Annotated in this window: 18 protein-coding genes; 10 read left to right on the top strand and 8 right to left on the bottom strand. The window is 63.8% G+C overall.

Annotated features, from left to right (window positions below; genetic code table 11):
* Window positions 1–16 precede the first annotated feature (16 nt).
* The 3 genes from LXM55_RS28725 to mqo form a co-directional block, all read right to left on the bottom strand.
* Window positions 17–1,093 carry an LLM class flavin-dependent oxidoreductase gene (locus LXM55_RS28725; protein ID WP_233323497.1) on the bottom strand — a complete coding sequence of 359 codons (1,077 nt, stop codon included), beginning with the start codon at window positions 1,091–1,093 and terminating at the stop codon, window positions 17–19.
* 513 nt (window positions 1,094–1,606) lie between these two features.
* Complete coding sequence (locus tag LXM55_RS28720) at window positions 1,607–2,329, bottom strand: GNAT family N-acetyltransferase (protein ID WP_233323496.1); 723 nt, start codon at window positions 2,327–2,329, stop codon at window positions 1,607–1,609.
* 260 nt (window positions 2,330–2,589) lie between these two features.
* Window positions 2,590–4,227 (bottom strand): malate dehydrogenase (quinone), encoded by a 1,638-nt coding sequence (mqo, locus tag LXM55_RS28715; protein ID WP_233323495.1) that lies wholly within the window; start codon window positions 4,225–4,227, stop codon window positions 2,590–2,592.
* Between the two features lie 731 nt (window positions 4,228–4,958).
* Between mqo and LXM55_RS28710 the strand changes: the two genes are divergently transcribed.
* Window positions 4,959–5,453: a PaaI family thioesterase gene (locus tag LXM55_RS28710; RefSeq protein WP_233323494.1), complete on the top strand. Its 495-nt coding sequence runs from the start codon at window positions 4,959–4,961 to the stop codon at window positions 5,451–5,453.
* A 20-nt stretch (window positions 5,454–5,473) separates the two neighbouring features.
* On the opposite strand, the gene LXM55_RS28705 is transcribed toward LXM55_RS28710, so the two are convergent.
* On the bottom strand, window positions 5,474–5,929 hold the full coding sequence (locus LXM55_RS28705; protein WP_233323493.1) for a tautomerase family protein: 456 nt from the start codon (window positions 5,927–5,929) through the stop codon (window positions 5,474–5,476).
* Window positions 5,930–6,026: 97 nt separating this feature from the next.
* Between LXM55_RS28705 and LXM55_RS28700 the strand changes: the two genes are divergently transcribed.
* The 3 genes from LXM55_RS28700 to LXM55_RS28690 all read left to right on the top strand — a co-directional run bounded on the left by LXM55_RS28700 (window position 6,027) and on the right by LXM55_RS28690 (window position 8,706).
* Window positions 6,027–6,986, top strand: coding sequence for a GlxA family transcriptional regulator (locus LXM55_RS28700; protein WP_233323492.1), 960 nt, complete (start codon window positions 6,027–6,029; stop codon window positions 6,984–6,986).
* 78 nt (window positions 6,987–7,064) lie between these two features.
* Window positions 7,065–7,760 carry a DUF1963 domain-containing protein gene (locus tag LXM55_RS28695; RefSeq protein ID WP_233323491.1) on the top strand — a complete coding sequence of 232 codons (696 nt, stop codon included), beginning with the start codon at window positions 7,065–7,067 and terminating at the stop codon, window positions 7,758–7,760.
* Between the two features lie 100 nt (window positions 7,761–7,860).
* Complete coding sequence (locus LXM55_RS28690) at window positions 7,861–8,706, top strand: CAP domain-containing protein (RefSeq protein WP_442799796.1); 846 nt, start codon at window positions 7,861–7,863, stop codon at window positions 8,704–8,706.
* A gap of 113 nt (window positions 8,707–8,819) precedes the next feature.
* Here the strand turns inward: LXM55_RS28690 and LXM55_RS28685 are convergent, their stop codons facing one another.
* Window positions 8,820–9,494, bottom strand: coding sequence for an ATPase (locus LXM55_RS28685; protein ID WP_233323489.1), 675 nt, complete (start codon window positions 9,492–9,494; stop codon window positions 8,820–8,822).
* Between the two features lie 323 nt (window positions 9,495–9,817).
* Between LXM55_RS28685 and LXM55_RS28680 the strand changes: the two genes are divergently transcribed.
* The 4 genes from LXM55_RS28680 (at window position 9,818) to LXM55_RS28665 (ending at window position 12,477) form a co-directional block, all read left to right on the top strand.
* Window positions 9,818–10,576, top strand: a complete 759-nt coding sequence (locus LXM55_RS28680) for a hypothetical protein (RefSeq protein ID WP_233323488.1) — start codon at window positions 9,818–9,820, stop codon at window positions 10,574–10,576.
* A 68-nt stretch (window positions 10,577–10,644) separates the two neighbouring features.
* Window positions 10,645–11,196, top strand: coding sequence for a hypothetical protein (locus LXM55_RS28675; protein WP_233323487.1), 552 nt, complete (start codon window positions 10,645–10,647; stop codon window positions 11,194–11,196).
* Between the two features lie 140 nt (window positions 11,197–11,336).
* Window positions 11,337–11,978, top strand: a complete 642-nt coding sequence (locus LXM55_RS28670) for a LysE family translocator (protein WP_233323486.1) — start codon at window positions 11,337–11,339, stop codon at window positions 11,976–11,978.
* A 13-nt stretch (window positions 11,979–11,991) separates the two neighbouring features.
* Complete coding sequence (locus LXM55_RS28665) at window positions 11,992–12,477, top strand: hypothetical protein (protein ID WP_233323485.1); 486 nt, start codon at window positions 11,992–11,994, stop codon at window positions 12,475–12,477.
* A gap of 10 nt (window positions 12,478–12,487) precedes the next feature.
* On the opposite strand, the gene LXM55_RS28660 is transcribed toward LXM55_RS28665, so the two are convergent.
* Window positions 12,488–12,670: a DUF1289 domain-containing protein gene (locus LXM55_RS28660; RefSeq protein WP_047303656.1), complete on the bottom strand. Its 183-nt coding sequence runs from the start codon at window positions 12,668–12,670 to the stop codon at window positions 12,488–12,490.
* A gap of 3 nt (window positions 12,671–12,673) precedes the next feature.
* Window positions 12,674–13,045, bottom strand: coding sequence for a hypothetical protein (locus LXM55_RS28655; protein WP_233323484.1), 372 nt, complete (start codon window positions 13,043–13,045; stop codon window positions 12,674–12,676).
* Window positions 13,046–13,160: 115 nt separating this feature from the next.
* Here LXM55_RS28655 and LXM55_RS28650 point away from each other — a divergent pair, with 115 nt between their 5' ends.
* Window positions 13,161–15,044, top strand: a complete 1,884-nt coding sequence (locus LXM55_RS28650) for an amidohydrolase (protein WP_233323483.1) — start codon at window positions 13,161–13,163, stop codon at window positions 15,042–15,044.
* A gap of 180 nt (window positions 15,045–15,224) precedes the next feature.
* Here LXM55_RS28650 and LXM55_RS28645 read toward each other — a convergent pair whose 3' ends face one another.
* The gene (locus tag LXM55_RS28645; RefSeq protein ID WP_233323482.1) at window positions 15,225–16,796 is read right to left on the bottom strand and encodes a L,D-transpeptidase family protein; all 1,572 of its coding nucleotides are present in this window, start codon (window positions 16,794–16,796) and stop codon (window positions 15,225–15,227) included.
* Window positions 16,797–16,949: 153 nt separating this feature from the next.
* Between LXM55_RS28645 and LXM55_RS28640 the strand changes: the two genes are divergently transcribed.
* A complete protein-coding gene (locus LXM55_RS28640) occupies window positions 16,950–17,675 on the top strand; it encodes a murein L,D-transpeptidase catalytic domain family protein (RefSeq protein WP_233323481.1) in 726 nt (241 codons plus the stop codon).
* The last annotated feature ends 53 nt before the right edge of the window (window positions 17,676–17,728 follow it).

Raw genomic sequence — 17,728 nt, 5'->3', positions numbered from 1 at the left:
CTTTCCATGTGGAGAGTCAGACGATCTGGGTGGCAACGATCTCAGCCAGTGCCGCGTAACTTTCGCGTGTCGCCTCCAGCTCATCGAGGTGGTCGAAGCACATGATGTGCAGCACCCCGAAACCGCCGGAAAGCGCCTGCATTTCCTGGATCCGCGCCTTGACTGTCGAGGGCGAGCCGACGATCCAGCAATGCTTGGCGACATACTCCAGGGTGACGTCACTGTCCGGCATGTTGGGGTCGTGCTTGAGCAGCCCGAGGGCGTTGTTGCCCGCCAGCATCGGCAGATAGTCTTCGCGGAAATAGCGCCCCATCTCCCCTTCCACCGAGAGCTTCCAGGCTTGCTCATCGGTATCGGCAACGAAGAACGGGCGACCGACGCGCCATTGGGCCCGTGAGGGTGGTGCCCGTCCGGCCTCGCGGGCGCCGCGCTCCACGGCGTGCCAATGGGTGTGCAGGTATTGCGGGGTAAAGCAGAAACTGATGGGAATCCAGCCATTGGCCCCAGCAATGCTCAACGTCGCGGACGACGCCGAAAGCCCTGTCACGCCAATGGGCGGGTAAGGCCGCTGAAAAGGTTTGAGGTGATACCCCGTGCATTTGTCCATCTGGTCGGCGGGCCGCCTCACGGTCCAGAATTTGCCGCGGTATTCGAACGGTCCTTCGCTCTCCCAGAACAGCGTCATGATCTTGATCGACTCTGCGGTCATCTCGCGATGAACGCCGGACTTGTAGTCGATATCGAACATTTCCAAATCGAGGTTGGTACCGCTCGCGCCGATGCCGACCATCAAGCGCCCTTCTGCCAGGTGGTCCAGCAGACAGATGCGGTGCGCCAGTTCCGCCGGGTGGTGGAATGGCAGCATGAAAGCTCCGGGCGCCAGCTTGATGCGCCGGGTCTTGAGCAGGGCTTGGGCGATCAGAATGTCAGGCGAGGGGCACGGCTCTGAAGGCATCATGTAGTGCTCACCGATCCAGGCTTCCTCAAAGCCGATGCGATCGAGATATTCCAGGGTATCCAGGTCATGTACATGACCGTCACGAAGCGAACGATGGCGCGGATGCGCCGGCATCATGAATGCTCCCAGCTTCATTACGAACATCTCCTTATGGTTCGAGTGTTGCGCTCATCTCCCCACAGGCAGGGTGCTCGGGCCAATCGCGCCCGATACCAGGGCCGCTGCAGTGGACGGGCAACTGGGGGATCGCCGATAGTGACGCCCTGCTCCAGATGCCGTGCCCTTACTCCGGCAGCCCGCGACCACCTCTTGGGATGATCTGTACGTGCCTGTATGTACAAGAATATGCAAAGGAACGGCCAACTCCCCCGAGCGAGGGTCTTCAGAAAGGTGCGGCCCCCCTACCTGGGAGGACTAAATTCGTTGGGCGACAAACGGTTAGTGGCTGTCGAAAAAAATGGGGCGAGAGCAAAGGTGAATGGCTGCAGGACAGGACTGTCGCAGCGCGCTGAGAAACCTGGTAACAACTTTCCAGGCCATCTTGTGCAAGAGGTTCGCCGGTAACACCACAAGTGACAGGCCAGGGCATTCCGGGTGGCTCGTCGCGCTACCCGGGGCGGCGCGGCGCGCCCTTGCCAAGCCATAAGGTCACACCAGACGCGGCGCCCGTGCCGGGGCCAGCAGCGCCTCTTCGCCCAATTGCTCGCGGACGAAAGCCCGGGCGTGGAAGGTCATCTGGTCCAGCTGTCGGTCACGTTTGCGTTCCGCCTCAAGCATCGCCTTGCGCCCGTGCTGGGCCAACAGGTAGCTGTGAATCTGCCGCACTTCCAGCGATTGGTAGATGGGCGCCACATCCAGCACCGCCAGCAGGCCATCGCTGGCGTGATCGCGGGTGTTCATCAGCACCTGCGGGCCACGAGCCCCCAGCAACTGGAAACCCAGGGCCTGGAAACACTCCACCTTGGCCACGCTGCACGCCAGTTCGACATGGGGATAACGCGCGCGCAGGGCTTCCAGCATCTGCCGGCCGATGCCTTTGCGCCGCAGGTCCTGACGCACCGCAATATAGGCCACGGCGCACGCCTCGGCGTCGTCCTGGAACGGCAGGCAGAGGACAAAACCCTGCACCTGCTCAGGCGCCTGCGGGTCGCTGGCGACCACCAGCTCCACGGCCAGATCCCGGGAACCGTCCATGGCTTGCAGATACAGGTGCACCTCAAAGCCGACGCCGTACTGATACAGGTTGTACAGCGGATTGCTCGGGGTGATGGCCATCGCGCTGATATCGGTGATGTAGTCCACCACCATCTGCTGGATCTGGCTCTGGATGGCTTCGGGGGGCGGGGCTTGGAACAGGGTGATGCTGGACATCGAGGCGGTGACTCCGAGGATTGGGGCATGCCCGGGCACGGCGGGCGGCGACATGATAACCCGGCGCGGGCGGTGCAGGCGCACAAGCGCAGCGCCACAGTGAGCGCGCCTGTGGTCGGGTACAACGGCATGGGAGAAAGGGAAGCTGCCGGGCGGGCCGGCCGGTTGCGACGCTTGGCCAGCGTCGCAACCGGCACAGGGTACGGATGCACTGCGGCATCCATGGTGCCCCACCCGACGAGCGCGGGCGGGGCCAGGGCTTACAGCGCCATGTCGGCCGCTGGGTTGCTCTCGGGCTTGGCCATGCTGGCCGGAGCCTGAGGCGCTGCACCTTTCACCGCAGGTGGCGGGGTCAGTTGCAGCACTTCGGCGGTGTAGGCCCACTCTTTGGCCACACGCTCGGGGCTGTCGTTCAGGGCGGTGCCGTAGCTCGGTACGATCTGCTTCAGCTTCTCTTGCCAGGCGGGCGTCGCGACCTGGTCCTTGAAGACTTTCTGCAGCACGCTGAGCATGATCGGCGCGGCGGTCGAGGCACCAGGGGAGGCGCCCAGCAGGCCGGCGATGCTGCCGTCCTGGGAGGCGACGATCTCGGTGCCGAGTTTCAGCACGCCGCCCTTCTCTTCGTCACGCTTGATGATCTGCACGCGTTGACCGGCCTGCCACAGGCGCCAGTCTTCTTTCTTGGCGTTGGGGAAGTATTCCTTCAGGGCGTTGAAGCGGTCGTCATCCGAGAGCATCAGCTGGCCGGCCAGGTATTCCACCAACGGGTACTGTTCGATGCCGACTTTGGTCATCGGCCAGAAGTTGTGGGTGGTGGTGCTGGTCAGCAGGTCGAAGTACGAACCTTCCTTGAGGAACTTGGTGGAGAAGGTGGCGAATGGGCCAAACAGGATCACCCGCTTGCCGTCCAGCACACGGGTGTCCAGGTGCGGAACCGACATCGGTGGTGCGCCCACCGAAGCCTTGCCGTAGGCCTTGGCCAGGTGCTGCTCGGCCACCGTGGCGTTGTCGGTCACCAGGAACGAGCCACCCACCGGGAAGCCGGCGTATTCGTTGGCTTCAGGGATGCCCGACTTCTGCAGCAGGTGCAGGGCACCGCCGCCGGCGCCGATAAACACGAACTTGGCGTCGGTTTCGGTTTTCGAACCGTCCTTGAGGTTCTTGTAGGTCACGCGCCACGAGCCGTCCTGGTTGCGCTCGATGTCCTGCACTTCGCTGGACAGCTTGAGGGCAAAGTTCGGCTGGGCCTGCAGGTGGGCAACGAACTGGCGAGTGATCTCGCCGAAGTTGACGTCGGTGCCGATCGGGGTCCAGGTCGCAGCGATCTTCTGCGCCGGATCACGACCTTCCATCATCAGTGGCACCCACTTCTTGATCTGCTCGGCGTCTTCGGAGTACTGCATGCCGCTGAACAGCGGGCTGGCCTGCAGGGCTTCGTAGCGAGCCTTCAAGAACTTGATGTTGTCATCACCCCAGACGAAGCTCATGTGCGGCGTGGAGTTGATGAACGAACGCGGGTTCTTCAGCACGCCGTTCTTGACCTGCCAGGACCAGAACTGCCGGGAAATCTGGAACGCTTCGTTGATCTCGATGGCCTTGGCGATCTCGATCTTGCCGTCCTTGCCTTCCGGGGTGTAGTTCAGCTCGGCCAAAGCGGAGTGACCTGTACCGGCGTTGTTCCAGCCGTTGGAGCTTTCTTCAGCCACGCCATCCAGGCGCTCGACCATCTCCATCGACCAATCCGGCTGCAGCTCGTTGAGCCAGACCCCGAGGGTCGAACTCATGATGCCGCCACCGATCAGCAGTACATCCACTTTCTTCGGCTCAGCCGCGTGCGCGGTCGTGAGGCCTATCGACATCGCCAGCCCGATCAGGGCCGTGTTCACTTTCTTAAACATTCTGAGTACCTACGATAGAACGCCATCCGCCGCCCCATCCTCGATCCTGTGCGCCTCGGTCATTGCGAAACAGGCATTTCGCAGGCCCTGGACAAGCACATTCAAAAGAACTGGAGGGTGGGCACACAAGGCCGACGAGACAGGCTCGACCTCAGTTTTACATCGCTCCGGCGCTGACTTCTTGTCGTTGTTGGCTTCAGCTACTTGAGTGACAGTGTTGCTCAGGGCACGTCACGGGACGCAACCAGACAGGCAGCTTCCCCTGCTCGCTGACGCACGCCGGAAACCGCCCGACAAGCAAAGAATGGCGCCTGCGATTGCAGGGCCAACAGGAGATAGAGGGGTCGGGTTCAACCAAAGAGGTAAACGAACACTGCCTGACATTACATTCGGCGGGTTTGCCCAGACACCCCCACACGCTGGCAAGGACCCGATCAGGCCACTTGAAGCAAAGCATGGGGGAGGTATTTCTGCACAAACGATGAACCGATTCAGCGCAAGAATATCATTACGGCATCAGCCTGTCTTGGCCGGAACCACGAGCCGTCCCCGGGGCAAACCCTCGACGCAGTACGACAACCGCCGCAATCAATGCGTCACAACGACGCTGACCCTGGCGCCGGCATGACGCCCTTGGCGCGCCATCGCTCCACGGGCATCATGACGGCCTGCGTTACCCGCCAGGCCAGGAACCTGGCTTCCGCCCATCGTCAAGGACAAGAAGAACAACCATGCACGAGACCTCCCTGCAAGACACCACCGCCCCCGAAGGCGTGTGTTTCGGCTGCGGCAGCAGCAACCATCACGGCCTGCACATCAAGAGCCACTGGCACGAAGACGGCGTGCATGTGGTCGCCGAACACCTGCCGGAATCCAAGTACTGCGGCTGGCCGGACCTGGTCTACGGCGGCCTGATCGCCATGCTGGTGGACTGCCATTCCAACTGGACCGCCATGGCCTACCACTACCGTAACGAACAGCGTGAACCGGGCAGCCTGCCACGCATCGACTGCGTGACCGGCAACCTGGGCATCAAGTTCATCAAGCCCACGCCCATGGGCGTGCCGCTGACCCTGCGGGCCCGGGTCGAAGGCGAAGTGGGCCGCAAGAGCCAGGTGATCTGCGAGGTGTATGCCGGCGATGTGCTCACCGCCATCGGCGACTCGACCTTCGTGCGGGTCGATACCTCGCAGCTCGCGGCGGCGGCCCACGGCCGCGATACCTGAGCCCGGGCCGGAAACCTCAGCTACTGGCCGCTCGCCTGGGACAAGTGCCTATACCCCGCCGCCCGGGTGAAATCCCCCAGATGCCACAGCGTGCCGTTGGCGCCCCAGGTGCCATCGGGCACTTCATCCAGCAGGATCGATGTCATCAGCACCCGCCCGTCCTCTGCCGACTGGCACGCGGCCAGGGCCTGATGCAACCCGGCGACATAGGCCTGGCGCCGGGCGGCATCGAGCACTCCAGCGGGCACCTTGACCTGCACCAGGCAAGGCAACGCCTGGGCCCCGAGGTCGGCGCCGCCACAGCGCCAGGAGCCCGCGGCCAGTTCCTCCAGCAAGACCCAGCACAGCGCCCGCTGACGCGGGTCCTCGCCGATCTGCTCCACTTCCAGCGCCACTTGCGTCACCTCATGCAGGATCCGCTCACGCTGCTGGGCATTGAAGGCGCCCTGGGGAATCTTGATCAGGATGTTGGGCATCGCTATCACCACTCGAAGAAAAATGAGCCGCTATTGAGCCCCTCGCCCAGCTTGGCCAACAGCGACCGATTTGACATCTTTCGTGCATAATCGGCCAATGATCGATTTCACTGTCCTGCTGCTTCCCGGTGCCTTTGCCTCCAGCGTCGCCCTGACCCTGGACATGCTGTCCTGCGCCGCCCTGCTGGCTCCGCGCCTGGGGCTGGGCGCGCCGCGCTGGCGGGTCTGTGCACTGCACGGTGGCCAGGTGCGCCTGGGGCAAGGCTTGCTGCTGGAAGTCGAGGCCCTGGACACCATGGCCGATGACCGCTCCTGCTGGATTCTGCCGGGGCTGGGCCTCGACACCCCCGAGGCCATCACCCAGCGCCTGCAGCATGCGGAGGTGGCCCCCGTGCTCCAGGCCCTGCGCCATCACGTGCAGAGCGGCGCAGAAGTCGCGGCCTCCTGTTCCGCCGTGTTCCTGCTACAGGCCGCCGGGCTGTTGCACGGGCGCCGGGTGACCACCTCCTGGTGGCTGGCGCCGCTGCTGCAAGAGTGGGTCGCCGACTGCCGCGTGGACCCGGATCAGATGGTCATCGTCGATCCGCCGCTGACCACCGCCGGTGCAGCCATCGGCCAGTCCGACCTGATGTTGCACTTATTGCGCAGGCGCTTCTCCCCGGCCCTGGCGGACGCTGTGGGACAGGTGCTGCTGATTGATCGGCGCCAGTTGCAAGCGCCTTGTACGGTCCCGGCGATGATGGCTCAGGGCAGCGCCCTGATCGCTCGTCTCACCGCCCATATCGAATCCTGCCTGCCCAGGTTGCCCAGCGTCGGCGAACTGGCGGCGCAGTTCGGCATGTCCGAACGCACCCTGGGCCGTCAGGTACGCAAGGCCACCGGCCACAGCAGCTTGCGCTTGATCCAGCGCGTGCAATTGAACCGTGCCCGGGCGCTGCTGCAGAACAGCAAGTACTCGGTGGAAAGCGTCGCCGAAAAGGTCGGCTATCAGGACGCCACCGCCCTGCGCCGGCTGATGCGCAAGCTGCTCAACGCCACGCCGCGACAGCTGCGTTGAACACGCCGAGCTACTGCCTCCCCGCCGCCTTTGTTACATTGCCCGCCCCCTTCCCCCAACAGGAAATCAGCCCTGACCATGGACATTCAGGAAATTCAGCGCCAGTTGGCCAAGCCGGCACTGCAACTGATCCCCGGCGGCTTTCGCCCCACCCACAGCGACGAGGAAAGCTGGCTGGGCCGGGTGTTTCTGTTTCGCGAGGATGAAGAGCTGCCGCGCAACAGTGCCGGAGAAACCCTGCTGCCGTATGCCCAGTTCTACCTGCCGGCCCTGCCCTGGCACAGCCCGCTGCTGGACGGAGTGCGGGTGCTCACGGTGTTCGTCGCCAACCCCTTCCCCGAGCCCCTGGAACCCATGGGCGAGCGCTGGCTGATTCGCGAATACCGTGCCGAGGATGTCCTGGTGCGCAAGGAGCTGCCGGCCCCGGGAGCCTTTCTCAAACCCTTCCCGGTCAAGGCCCAGGCCGTGCCCGAGGATTATCCGCTGTGGGACGGCGGTGGCGTGCCGGAAGACCTGGAGCGGGAAATCCTCGAACTGGAGCGTTCCGGACAGATCGAGTGCTACTACGACCTGGTGAGCCATTGCTATCAGCACAAGCTCGGGGGCTACCCATCGTTCTGCCAGTCGGGGATCGATGCCGGGGACGGTTTCGAGTTCGTGATGCAGATTTCCTCCGACGCCAAGATCAACCTCAACGTGGTGGACAGCGGCAGCCTGATGTTCTGGAAGCACCCCGGCAGCGGCGAATGGGCGCTGTACTACGACTTCTATTGAGGCACCCCGGCTAACACCGATTTCATCCGCCGGCGGATGAAATGCCCCGGCGCCGGGTGCATCATGGGCGCTGTCCATTTTCCGGGAGACTTGCATGCCCATGCGCTCATTGCTCTTGCCCGCCGCCGTCCTGTCGTTGGGCGTGCTGGCGGCCACTGGCGCCGCCGCCGACGACCAGTCGCAACTGATCGAGTCGATCAACGCCTACCGCAGCCAGCCGCAACGCTGCGCCAACCAGGGCTCCTCGGAGCTGCCGCCACTGACCGGCGACCCGCGGCTGATCCTGCCGGTGGAGAATGTCGGCGACCTGCAGCAGGCCCTGGCACGGGCGGCTTATCCCATGGTCAATGTGCAGGCCATCAGCCTCTCCGGGCCACGCGATGCCCAGGCGGCGATGCAAGCGGTGCGCGAGAGCTTCTGCCAGGTGGTGCTGGACCCGCAGTTCGTCGATATCGGCGTCAATCGCCAGGCCAACCAGTGGCGCATCGTGCTTGCCCGGCCGCTGTTGTCCGCGCGCCTCGGGGACTGGCAAGCCGAAGGCCAGCAATTGCTGGCCCAGATCAACACGGCCCGCAGCCAGCCTCGGCAATGCGGCGGCCAGCGCTTCGCCGCCACCGCGCCGCTGGCCTGGAATGCCACGCTGGGCACGACCGCCATGGAGCACAGCCGGGCCATGGCCAACCAGAACTACTTCGACCACAAGGACCATGACGGCCGCACCCCGGGCGACCGCGCGGAACTGGCAGGCTATGCCGGCCAGCAGGTGGGCGAGAACATCGCCGCCGGCCAGGACACGGTGCGCAAGGTGATGGACGGTTGGCTGGCCAGCCCCGGGCATTGCGCCAACCTGATGAACCCGGCCTACCACGAACTGGGCGCGGCCTATGCGGTGGACCCGAAAAGCGATGCCGGCATCTACTGGACCGCGATGTTCGGCGCACCCTGAGGCCTCGGGCGCGGCGCACGGCCAGCAGGCACTGGCCGCCGACCGCGCTCACACCGGCCCCAATGCAAACGCCCCGATCGATCGGGGCGTTTTAGCTGGCGGCAAGCACCTGGCTACTGATTGGTCGCCACCTGGCCGGCTTCACCCTGGGTCACCAGGGCCTTGAGCGATGCATCGAACTGCTTCAGCGCGTCGACCTGCAGCTCGGTCTGCTGGTTGATCTGCGCGGCGATCTCCGGCGCGGCCTTGCCACGCACCCAGACCGACGGCAGCTCCTGGGCCCGGATACCTTCAGCCTGACCGATGTATTGCAGGTTGGCGTCATAGAACTTGGCAATGAAGCGCGCTTCGACCTTACTGTTGCGCTGGGTCACCAACTGGTTGTAGGTGTCGAGCATCACCACCACATCGGGGTGGGCCTGGACCACCGCATCGAGGTTGTCATACACCGTCACGCTGGCGAAGTGTTTCTGCAACGACGCCATCAACCAGTTGATCGCCCGCTGCGGGTCGGAGCTGTTGACGAAGGCCTGGCTGATACGCGGATCGAGGCCGGCATTCTTCGCGCCATTGAGCGCCACCGCGTGGTAGTGCTCCAGGTACTGCAGGGTATTGATCGTGTTTTCGCTGTACAGCACGCCAGCCGATTGCGCGTGCTGCAGGTTGGCGCTGCTGTCGGCCATGGGCAGGAAGTGGCAGGAGGTGTCGTCAGTGCCAAGGGTGGCCGCAGAAGCCCCGGTTCCCGCGATCAAAAGCACCACAAGGGTCACTAAAGTCGAGATTTTCATCGGGTATTTCCTTCTGCAGCAAGCACGGTGTAAGCGCTATCTTCCTCCTTTGCCAGAAAAACGGAACCTGCACTTTTTGATGATAACTATCGATTGCAGCAATGGTGTAAAACGCCCGGACACTTGGGTTTCCCAGAGCGTCCTACTGCACCCCAAGGACGCCAAAAACAGACGCTGCTTTACCCTTGCTCTGGTTACTGGATAATGGCAACCCGCCATACTCGAGCGGTGCCCCTCACCTACGAGGTTCACCCGAGCGATGGCCCGACAATCGCCTGCAAGGACGCATGATCCGGCTACGGAACAAGGAGCCAGTACCTTTGATGTCATCTCAAGATTCAATTGCACCCTCGACCCGCACCCAGAAACTCACCTCATTGATTACCCGGGGCATGGCGGGACTTGGGGTCGTCCTCAGCGCCCTATGGGCCCTGATTACCTATGCGGTCCCCGATCCCAGTGTCTTCGGTTTCAGCTTCGTCAGCTGGAAGAACGTCGTACTGCTGGTCAGCACCTTCCTGTTCCTTGGGGCCGTCTCCCTGGGTTGGCAGATGCGCAACCTCAATCCTCTGCTTCGCGGCCTGATGCACTTTGGCCTGGCCTGCGTCCTTTCATTCGGCTTTTTCATCCTCGGCACCGAGTACGCCAAGCCCTCGTTCGAATTTGCCAAGCTGCAGGCCAAGATTGTCGAAAACGAAGGCAACAACCTGCTGGGCCGACGTATTGAAGTGCTGGATAACGTGCGTTTTGAACTGGAAGGCTGCGAAAACATCGGCCGCTTGCCGACCTGCTCATTCGAGCTGACCAACCTCAACCTTGATCGCAATTTCAGTTTCGATAACGGCACTCGCCTGTTCGACGAATCCGGCGGGCCACTGACCTTCAATTCCATCCGCGTGGGCCAAGTGGAGTCCCATTCCTGGCTGGACTTCCAGCTGATTCGCAATGTGCCGACCCGTGTCACCCTGATCTTCCAGCAAAGCAATAACAAAATGAGCAGAACCCCGGCCATCAAGCTGGTATTTCGTGATGGCAACAACGATCCGTTGACCCTCAAGTTCAGCGACGTGGCCATGCAGTAAATCACCCTCGACCAACCAGCCGGTGCCTGACCAATCGATAGATCAGGGCCCCGTCAACGGAGCACCTGATGAATACCTCGCACCTGGACATCTTGCGTCGCACCATCGCCCAATGCCCCATCGGCCGGCCTCCGGAACCCTGGCAGCTAGTCACTGAGCGAGCCGCCGGCAGCCTGCTGGAAGTCGGTTTCGATCGCGAGTCTGAACTGTTGCTGGTGACCTCCAGTGCAGGGCGAAGTGTCATCGACTGCCTGACGGGGGAAAAGGTTGCCCGGGACTATACGGAGAACGTCGAAAGCAACCGTTACCTCGAGGCCCAGGGTATTGGGCCTTTAGCGGGCAAAACCATTGCGATGTCGGGTATCAATGGCGGCAGTCTGCCCCTGGGTAGCAACGACGGCTGGCAGGTCGAGAGCGTCTGCCTGGCATGGCCCGAACATCACCTGCTGCTGGTGGAGCCCGGATCTTGGCTGTATGGCGCCGAGATCAATCGACCTGCGGTTTTCCACAAACTGGCTATTGAATCCGGATACAGAGCTTTTGGCTTTTCCTACAGCGGCCGCACGCTGATCATTGCGTCGTCGTGCGACCTGGTGGTGTATCACCGCAATGTGCTCTAGACGCCAATGACAATTGCCAAGCGAATACAGCACTGACCGCTCCCAAAGCCGCCACGACTCCGGCTACGAATTTTGGCTTACAGCTCGCCACCGCCCCGATAGAATCAAGCCCCCTTTGTTCCGCAAGACGAGTCCGAACCATGGATGCTCACTCGATATTGACCTACACCCTGGTGGCGGCGATCGCCATTGCCAGCCCCGGCCCCGCCACCCTGGTGGCGCTGCACAACAGCGTGGCCTACGGCGCCAAGTCGACCCTGTGGTCATCCCTGGGCAATATCAGCGGGCTGTTCTGCATGTCCGCCGCCGCCATGCTCGGCCTGGGCGCGCTAATCGCCAGTTCCGAGTGGGTCTTCAATGCGGTGAAAATCGTCGGCGCCGGGTATCTGTTCTACCTCGGTGCCAAGCAGCTGTTCAGTAAAAGCCAGCTGCTGAGCGCGAGCAGCGCCGACGACGGCAAGCTCGCTCCGCCGCCACGCCTCAAGCTGTTCAAGTCGGCCTTCCTGACCGCCGCCACCAACCCCAAGGCGACGATCTTCTTCACCGCGCTGTTCCCGCAGTTCATCGATCAGCACGCTGCGCTGCTGCCACAGTTCTTCATCCTGACCCTGATCTTCATGGCCCTGTCGCTGACCTCTCTCAGCGTCTATGCCGTGCTCGCGTCCCGGGCCAAGGGCGTGCTGACCCGGCCGGCCCTGTCCAAGTGGGTCAATCGCGTGGTGGGTTCGACCTTCATCTTCTTCGGCAGCACCATCCTGGCCATGCGTCGGCAAGCAGCTTAGGCCACCAGGCGCTATGCAAATCGACCTGCTGAATGAAGCGATGCTCGGTCACTGGGAGAGCGCTGTCGGCGTGATGCAATGTGAATTGCAGTTCGGCAGCCGCCTGATCTACGTCCAGCACCCCAGCAACCAGCCGCCCCACCACCGGCTCGCGATGGCGCAGCAACAGGTACAGGCCGCCTGGGACGACATCCCCCTGGCCCTGGCCTTTGCCGAACAACTCTGTGAACCCGCAATACGCCAGGTCTGGCAGCTGTATCAGCAAGGCGCTCTGGCGTGCCCGCCGCTGGAGGTCTACTCGATTCATTTCGAGCTCGACAGCCCTTTTCCGTCCTACACCCTCTCCCTGAACCCGGATTTCGACTGGGACGCCAGCGTGATGGTGGTCGACGAACTGGGACAGGAGCAGCTTGTGCCTCTGGCCGAATATGAACCTGAGACCGAGTTCTGGCTGAGTGTCAGGCGTCTCGGCGCCGGGCACTTCCAGCACCAGACCTGAGCCTTGCGCCTCAACCTTTCTTTTTCTGCAAGGCCTTGAGCCGCGCACTGGCCCGCTGCACCGCGGCCATCTTTTCCGGGCGCTTCATGCGTTTCCATTGGCGAATGTCGTCCTTGCTGCGTCCGCAACTCAGGCACAGGTCGCCACTGAGCCGGCACAGGGCGATACAGGGATTGTCGATTTCCTTGGCCATGGCTCACCCCCGTCCCGGGCGCAGGCGCTTCAGGCGTTGCGCCCAATCGCCGCCATTGATGCGCCGGCATTGTTCCTCGCTGTCGAAGAACACATGGGCCGCCAAGGGTTCGAGGTGCACATCGGCCTCGCCCAGGGCCCGGGCCGTCAGCTCGATCATCCGCGAGCCCTGGCCCAGCGCCAGGGCCTGCTCCTTGTGGGCCTGGGTGTCGAAGATCCAGGCCACCACCAGGCTCGCCGGAAAGGCCGCGTAATCCACCTCGTGGGTCAGCCAGGAAAAGCCGACGATCTCTGCCTTGGCGGCCTCGCAGGCCTCGGTCAGGGTGGCGGCCAACAAGCGCTCCATGGCGGCTTGCCGGCGTTTATCGAGTGGCATGAGAAACCTTGAGCAAGGGGAAAAAAGGCCGCACAAGATACCTCAAACAGCCCACCCGCGGCGGCGCTTTGCGTCTAGGCTAGTGCCCTCCAGCCCGTTTCAAGGAAGAACCGACATGTCCAAGACCTCCCTCGCGCTGCTTGTGGCGGCGCTCCAGATCGCCAGCGCCAGTGCCCTGGCGGCCAGCCCGCCGCCCGTGGCCGACGCCATCTGGTTCAACGGCCCGATCATCACCCTCGACGACCGGCACCCCAAGGTCCAGGCCGTGGCGGTGAAGGACGGCAAGATCCTCGCCGTGGGCGACCGGCCGCACGTACTCAAGAGCAAGGGCCCGACCACGCAGATGCTCGACCTCAAGGGCGCAACCCTGCTGCCGGGCTTCGTCGACCCCCACGGCCATGTGTCGATGGTGGGCTTCCAGGCCGCCAGTGCCAACCTGCTGCCGCCACCGGACGGGGCCAACAACAGCATCCCCAAGCTCCAGGAAACCCTGCGCAACTTTGAACAGCAGTCGCCCATTCCCCGGCAGTTCGGCGTGCTGTTCGGCTTTGGCTACGACGACTCCCAGTTGCAGGAACAGCGCCATCCCACCAAGGCCGACCTGGACGCCGTGACCCGCGAGCTGCCCATCGCCATCGTCCACCAGTCCTCGCACCTGGGGGTGCTCAACAGCAAGGCTCTGCAACTGGCGGGGATCGACGCGTCGACCCCCAACCCGGAAGGCGGGGTGATCCGCCGCGTCGACGGCAGCCAGGAACCCAACGGCGTACTTGAGGAAAATGCCTTCTTCAACGCCCTGATCAAGATCTTCCCCAAGCTCACCGCCGAGCAGGCCGTGGACATGCTCAGCGCCGGGCAGAAGCTGTACATCAGCTATGGCTACACCACGGTCCAGGACGGCCGCTCTTCGCCGGACCAGGTGCGGACCGCGATCAAGGCCGCGGGCGACGGCAAGCTGCTGGCGGATATTGTTTCCTACCCGGATATCCTCACCCCCGGCGCCAAGGAACTGCTGGTCGCGCCCTGGTATCACCCGAGCAACCAGCCGGTGGTGTACAACCAGCACTTTCGCATCGGCGGGGTCAAGCTGACCCTCGACGGCTCGCCCCAGGGCAAGACCGCCTGGCTGACCCAACCCTACTTCAAGCCGCCGCAAGGCCAGGACGCCAGCTATGCCGGCTATGGCGTGGTCAAGGACGCCGATGCCGTGGCCCTCTACAAGGAGGCATTGGCCAACCGCTGGCAGATCCTTTCCCACACCAACGGCGACCGTGCCATTGACCAGTTGCTGAGCTCGATGCGCGCCGCGGAACAGGCCTACCCGGGGGTCGATGTACGACCGGTGATGATCCACGGTCAGACGCTGCGCAAGGACCAGGTGGCCGAGCTCAAGCAACTGAAGATCTTCCCGTCGCTGTTCCCCATGCACACCTACTACTGGGGCGACTGGCACCGCGAATCGGTACTCGGGCCTGAGCGCGCGGAAAACATCTCGCCGACCCAATGGGTGCTCAAGGCCGGGATGCCATTCACCACCCACCACGATGCGCCAGTGGCCTTGCCCGACTCGATGCGAGTACTGGCGGCCACGGTCAACCGCACCACGCGCAGCGGCTACGTGCTCGGACCGGACCAACGGGTGACGCCGCTGCAGGCGTTGAAGGCAATGACCCTGTGGTCGGCCTACCAGCATTTCGAGGAGGACCGCAAAGGCTCGATCAGCCCGGGCAAGCTGGCGGACTTCGCCGTGCTCTCGGCCAACCCACTGACCGTGGCGCCCGAGACCCTGAGCGAGATCCTGGTGCTCAAGACCGTCAAGGAAGGCCGGGTGATCTATGAGCGGCCGGCGCAGGTCGCATCGCTGCCGCCGCCGTTGGGCGTGCACGGCGACCCGTCGCTGCCACTGCCCAGGGGCATCAAGGCGGTAACCCAGGGTGATGGCGACCTGGGGCCGGCGCTGGATGTGATCTACGACAAGCTGGCGCCCGCGCAGCCTTGAACCCCACCATGAAAACGCCGCGTGCCCATTCAGGCGCCGCGGCGTTTTTTTTTGCTTGCGCTGAAGTTATCGGGGCCAGCGAACCCGCTCGCACCAGAGCGCTATAAGGGCCTCGGGGTGGCTACGCCACCCAGCGGGAGCAAGCTCCCTCGCCACGGTCGGCTTTCCTGTAGAGCCGCGTCAGATCTTGCTGCCCAGCGCCGTCGACAGCACCTGGTCATGCCCGTAGATGTCCGGGGCATACAGCAGTTGCCCATGGCGGTCGGCCTGCACCGTCCAGTAGCTGAGCAGGATCGGCACCGGCTTGGCCAGGCGGAATTCGTGGGTCAGGCCGGTGGCCAGGAGGTCGTTGGTGCGCAGCCGTTCCGCCGGGCTCAACAGCCAGTCACGCAGTTGCAGCGCCTGTTCGACCCGTACGCAGCCCGAGCTGAAGGCCCGCGGCCCCTTGCTGAACAGGGCCTGGCTCGGGGTGTCGTGCAGGTACACCGAGAACGGGTTGGGGAAGCGAATGGCGATGCGCCCCAGTGGGTTGCGCGGGCCGGCGCCCTGGCGCAGGAGGATATTGCCCGGGCGTTCCCAGTCGATGTCCTCGGCGGCCAGAGGCTGGCCGTTGGCGTCCAGCACCTGCAGGTTCTGGCGGTTGAGGAAGCCCTGGTCACGGCGGATTTCCGGCAGTTTGTCTTCCTTGAGAATGGTCGGCGGCACGGTCCAGGTGGGGTTCAAGGTCAGCCGCGTGACCTGGGATTTCAGCAACGGCGTCTGGCGCTCGGCACGGCCGACCTGGGTGCGGGTCTGCCAGACCACGGCGTCATGCTGATAGAAGGTCAACTGCGCCGCCGCGACGTTCACCAGCACCAGGTTCGGTTCGTAATCCTGGGCCAGCCAGCGCAAGCGTTCGAGGTTGATGCGCAACTGTTCACGGCGCTGGGCCGGGCTGACGTTCATCTCTTTCAGGGTGCCGGCACCGACCACGCCGTCGGCCTGCAGCGAATGGCTGAGCTGGAAATTCTTCACCGCGCTGACCAGATCGCCGCTGTAGGCGTTGTCCGGATTGACCGCCGGGCTTGCCAGGTAACCGCCGTGATACAGGCGCTGGGCCAGGTCCGGGACCCGCTTGTCCTGCATGTCCGGACGCAGCAACGGGCCACCGGCCACGGCCTGCCACTGGGGCAAGGGTTGCTGGCGTTCATGGGCATAGGCCTGGCGCAGATTGCGGTATTGCTCAAGGCTGGGGCGCGCCTGCTCGAAGGCCGTGGCGATGTGCGCGATGCCCGGCACGGCAATCGCCAACAGCGCGCCCTGGCGATCGTCCGGCAGCGGCTGGGCGCGCCACAACGGCTCGAAGCGACTTTGCGCCAGGCGCCCGTAGTGCAGGTCCTGCAAGGCTTGCAGATATTGATGGGTGATATCGATGTCACTGCACAGGCTGTCCCCCGCCGAGCTCGCCAGCGGCAGGCGGTAGTGCCCCGGGTCCAGGCCGTCGTCCACCAACTGCGCCAACTGCGCCTGCAAGCTGGCCAGGCGCCCTTCGACCGCCCAGACCTGCTGTTCGCCCTGCTCCCGGTAGAACCCCTGCAACAGCTGCTGGTCAGGGGAATTCAGGCGCGGCGCCAACGCCGGGCAAGCCACGGCCAGTTGCGTCAGGGCGGTTTGCATCGGGCTCGCCGAGCCCGGTGACAGCTCGGCGGCCAGCGCGACCAATGGCGCAGCGAGCAGGCACAGGCTCAAGTAACATGCGGATTTTTTGAACAACTGCTTTACTCCAATCCGTGGGCGCCCGACGGGCGTCCAACCATAACGGCAGATGCGGAAAATAATCGAGCCTGGGCATTAAACATATAGACCAGACTGCCGGGGGAACGACAGGACGTCAGGAGCCAAAGTGACCATGGGGACGCTCTATTCATGTTGAATTTCTTGTGCCGATTCTGCTTGGCGGTCCTTGCTCTGGGCGCCTTTTCCATGCCTTCTTTCGCCGCCAGCAAAGCTCATCCCACCAGCAGCCCGACGCTGTACGCCAGCCTCGCCCACGCCGCCCCGGAACTCAATCCCCAGGCCCTGAAAAGCGCGCTGAGTGCGATGCAGTGCGCAGTCGGCAGTGGCGCCCGGCAAGCCCGGCACCTGGCGGTCATCGACTACTCGCAACCGTCCACCGCCCGGCGCCTGTGGATCTTCGACCTGCGCAGCAAGAAACTGGTGCTGCGCGACCTGGTGGCCCACGGGCAGAAATCCGGGGAAAACTTCGCCACCCAGTTCTCCAATCGCCTGGGCAGCTACCAATCCAGCCTGGGCCTGTTCCGCACCCAGGAAAGCTACGAAGGCAGCCATGGCTACTCCTTGCGCATGGACGGCCTGGAACCCGGCTTCAACGACCGGGCCCGGGACCGCGACATCGTGATCCATGCCGCCGACTATGTGAACCCGTTGTGGAGCCAGCGCCAGGGCCGCATCGGCCGCAGCCAGGGCTGCCCGGCGGTGCGCCCGCAAGTGGCGCGCCAGGTGATAGACAAGCTCAAGGATGGCCAGTTCATGTTCTCCTGGTACCCGGACCAGCGCTGGCTGAAATCCTCGCCCTACCTCAATTGCCAGCCGCGCCAGGTGGCGAGCATCCTCAGTGCCAATGGCGGCTGAATTACAACGCTGAGCGCTCCGGCCAGCCCCTTCCCGGGTTGCGCCGAGCGCCG

Origin of the sequence: Pseudomonas sp. Au-Pse12 (assembly GCF_021341665.1) — a bacterium.
In the GTDB taxonomy this organism is placed as follows: Bacteria; Pseudomonadota; Gammaproteobacteria; order Pseudomonadales; family Pseudomonadaceae; genus Aquipseudomonas.
This window is presented reverse-complemented; position numbering and strand designations above follow the sequence as displayed.